Genomic DNA, 3605 nt, shown 5'->3' on the forward strand with positions numbered 1-3605 from the left:
CTCGTGATGCCGCAGCTGATGAATCCGGCCAGGCCGAGCACCAAGCTGGCGACGGCGAGGCCGTTGGTCTTCACCGGGGCTGGCGGCTGGGACGCACCCGCTTCGGCAACCCGGCCAGCCAGCTCAGGGCGTTCATCGACACCACCGGCCCGCTGTGGTTCCACGGCAAGCTCGCGGACAAGGTGTACTCGGCTTTCACCGCCTCCAACACCGCCCACGGCGGACAGGAATCCACCCTCCTGGCGCTGGGGAACACCTTCTACCACTGGGGCGGCGTCATCGTGCCCCCTGGCTACACCGACCCTATCCAGTTCCGGTCGGGCAATCCCTACGGCACCTCCCACGTGGCCGGCGACGGCCCGCCCAACGACGTGTCCCTGGAAGCGGCCCGCCACCAGGCCCGCCGCGTCGTCGCCACCGCGGCCTCGCTCAAGGCCGGCCGCGCCGCCTGATCCAGCCCGTCTCCTTGAGGGACGGGCCGCCCTGGGCCTGGCCCGGAAGCGGCGGCGGGCCGGCCGCGCCCGATCAGCTCGCGACACGTCTGGTCGCCGTCATGTAGGAGCGGACCATCTCCACCGACAGCCAGATCACGACCGCCCCCAGGATCCCGTGGTACCACCGCCAGCCCACGCCGATGCCGATGATCCCGTCCAGGATCATGATCCCCGCGCCGCCGCCGACGGCCAGCAGCATCCCCGCCAGTATCAGCAGCATCAGCGCTCTCGGCACCCTGCGGCCCAGCTCTGTGACCGTGGCGACGGCAACGCACGCGCCCAGCACGCCGGACGCGGTCGCGAGCCACTGTGCCGAGGCCGCGTCCATGAAGTAGCTTCCGGCCTCGGCGGCCGACACGGGCGGGCCGCCCGGGAAGCCGAGCCGGGCCTGCAGGGCGAAGGCGGCCTTCCCCCCGGCGTAACCGAGGAACAGCAGCGCCAGCGCGTACGCCGGCCAGCGGCGTGGAGAAGCGGAATCAACCATGGCTGCAACCGTAGAGACCGCGCACCCGGCCTCCCTCCCCACAGCGAGGGAGGTGCCTCCCCTCCGAGAGGGAGCACCGGGCGACTCCCCCTGAACCGGCGCCGGCCGTCGCCGGACGGGAAGACGCGCTGCCGGCCTACCGGAGGGCGCTGGACCAGGCCTGTTGGACAGTCCTGTAGTCGATCACAACGATGCCCTCCTGCTGGAGGAGCTCGCGGGCCTCCGGCGAGGTCAGGAACTCGTAGTCGGTCCGGCGCACGCGCCGGCCGCTGTCGATCGCCCGCGACTCCTCGCCGCCGGTACTGGGGTGCACCGCCCATTCGCTGAGCCCGGCCGGCAGGTCGCGTAGCAGTTGGGCGTATCGGGCCGGCTTACCCTCGACGCTGAGGGAGAAGCTGTCCAGGAATCCGTTGTCGACGACCGGCAAGCCCTGCCGCCGCATCCTCTGACGCCCGGGTCCGAGCCAGACCCGCACGGCCAGGCCGTACTCCGCGGCCAGCGCCACGGTCAGATCGAGAATGTCGTCGCGTCCGCCGTCGGCCAGGCAGTGGAAGTCCAGGTGCGTCGGCGTGAGGCCGGCGTCGGCCACGGCGTTGATCTGCGCGCGGAACTCGAGCTCTATCTCGTCGAGCCTGGCCTGGGCGAGGAACTCGGAGCGCCCGGCGGGCGTGGCCATGAACAGCTCGCCCGCGTCGTCGAGCAGCGAGGGCACGTTGTCCTCCGCGGCCAGCGGTCCCCACCGGTAGCCGGGCAGGTCGCAGACCAGCGTGAGGTGGATCCCGAACGGCATCTCCGGCCGTCGGCGTAGCAGGCGCATGGCCTGCGGCGCCGACGGACACGGCACCATCAGGCTGCACGAGCCGGCGATCCCCTGCTCGATCGAGTCGATCACCGCGGCGTTGATCGCGTCGTGCATCCCGAAGTCGTCGCAGTTGACGATGAGCACCCGGGCGCCGGGCGGGAAACCCAGCAGTTCGCTGGAGCGCACCGAGGGCGTGACGGGGTCGAAGGCGTGTCCATCCATGACCGAAGTGTGGGTTGCCGGCGAGCCCGCGATCCAGCCGATCATGAGGGTCAGGCGGGGGTGAATTGGAAATCTCGCCAGGACCGCGGGACCCCACCTCAGTTGGTCATGGTCATCAGACAGATCGTACGCTGAAGGATAGGGCTCGCAGATCGAGCGCGGGTTCGTCCGCGGGAGATGGGTGAGCAGGGGCACGGCTCGCATAGTTGCGGGGGTGGGGCCGATGTGGCTTCACGATGTACGGCTTGCCGGGATGGTGAGCGCGGTCATGCTCGCCGCGGTCGCCGTCGGTGAACCGGCGGCGATGGGCGTGACGACGGCGACGGGGGCACAGCATCGGCCGGAGTGCACCGTACCGTCACTGCCGGGTCACGTGGTGGATGTGACCCTGACCGACATGGGATCGGGCATGATGAGCCGTAGTCCCGGTCCGTCCAGCAGTCCTGTCCCGCACGGGATGATGAGCAGCGGCCCCGGACCGCAGGACACGAGGATGCGCCTGTCCGTCACCCCTGCCACGGTTCCGGCGGGGACCGTGTCGCTGCGGGTGTCCAACAAGGGGGCCCTCGCCCATGAGGTCCTGGTGCTGCCACTTCCGTCAGGGCAGACCATCGGAAAACGGGAGGTGGGCTCCGATCAGCGCGTCGATGAGTCGGACAGCTTGGGGGAGGCGTCACGCGACTGCGCCGCGGGCAAGGGAGAAGGCATCGCCCCGGGCTCCAAGGGCTGGATCACACTGACGCTGCGCCCTGGCCATTACGAGCTGGTGTGCAACTTCCCCGATCATTATGACAGGGGCATGTACGGCGAGCTCGACGTCACCGGGCGATAGCGAACGCCGGCCGGGCGTTGGGACCGCCGTCGTTTTACGGACGAAGTCGCCCCGCTCCGGTAGGCACATCAGGGCTTCGGGCTACGCGGCAGCGCAGCCGCCTTCTCGCGCGTTCTCATCAGCGCGGGTCCGCGCTGATGAGAACAGTGCCAGTCTGAAATGGCTTGCCCGCGCCAATCCGTGATCTCCAGCCTGCCTGAGTGCAGGTGACCGGGAGGCCGGGATCAGGGGGCCGGAGCTGTCGGCGCTGTGGCGGATGCAGGGGCCGGGTGCCCGACATCGGCACACCGGTCGAGCGCACCAGCCGCTGCACGACCTTGGTCGCGTTACCGGACGGCATCAAGGCTGAGCAGGTCAGGCCCCATCTCACTCGCGGTATCTTGGCCATCCCGGTCCGGCTGCGGCGCGCGTTGGCCTGGGATCGCGGCCAGAGATCTACGCTGAGATCCTGAACAGCGGCAATGCATTGATCCTCTGAGCACGCCGTCGTTCGCCGACACTTCGGGCTCGTGCAGGCTTGGTACGTCAGGAGTGGATCTGGCGGTCCGGGCCATCTCTTACCGGTACCGGCGCGATCCGGCTCAGGGCACCTTGATCGGCAGAACGTACAGGAGCGGGTCCCATGCCCTCTGAGAAGAATCCAGCACTCCTCCCCACCGGCGACGAGTGGTTGCGGGCCACCGGCTTCCGGCTCGGCCTCCGACTTCGGTATTCCCTGACCGGCCACGACAGCCCGGTGCAGGCGGTGGCGACGTCGGTGATCGACGGCCG

The 3605-nt window shown here is 69.7% G+C and carries 3 protein-coding genes and 2 pseudogenes; 3 read left to right on the plus strand and 2 right to left on the minus strand.

Features of this window, described 5'->3' with window-relative positions:
* Positions 1-452, plus strand: a pseudogene (locus ACWDS7_RS47340) (hypothetical protein); the annotation flags it as partial.
* Between the two features lie 73 nt (positions 453-525).
* On the opposite strand, the gene ACWDS7_RS47345 reads toward ACWDS7_RS47340, so the two are convergent.
* Positions 526-978, minus strand: a complete 453-nt coding sequence (locus ACWDS7_RS47345) for a hypothetical protein (RefSeq protein ID WP_451934657.1) — start codon at positions 976-978, stop codon at positions 526-528.
* Positions 979-1114: 136 nt separating this feature from the next.
* A complete protein-coding gene (locus ACWDS7_RS47350) occupies positions 1115-2002 on the minus strand; it encodes a polysaccharide deacetylase family protein (RefSeq protein ID WP_451934658.1) in 888 nt (295 codons plus the stop codon).
* A gap of 223 nt (positions 2003-2225) precedes the next feature.
* Between ACWDS7_RS47350 and ACWDS7_RS47355 the strand changes: the two genes are divergently transcribed.
* Together ACWDS7_RS47355 and ACWDS7_RS47360 are read left to right on the plus strand one after the other, a co-directional pair.
* A complete protein-coding gene (locus ACWDS7_RS47355) occupies positions 2226-2834 on the plus strand; it encodes a cupredoxin domain-containing protein (RefSeq protein ID WP_306873625.1) in 609 nt (202 codons plus the stop codon).
* Positions 2835-3112: 278 nt separating this feature from the next.
* Positions 3113-3265: pseudogene (locus ACWDS7_RS47360) on the plus strand (IS30 family transposase); the annotation flags it as partial.
* Between the last annotated feature and the right edge of the window lie 340 nt (positions 3266-3605).

Source organism: Streptosporangium sp. NPDC003464 (assembly GCF_053588315.1).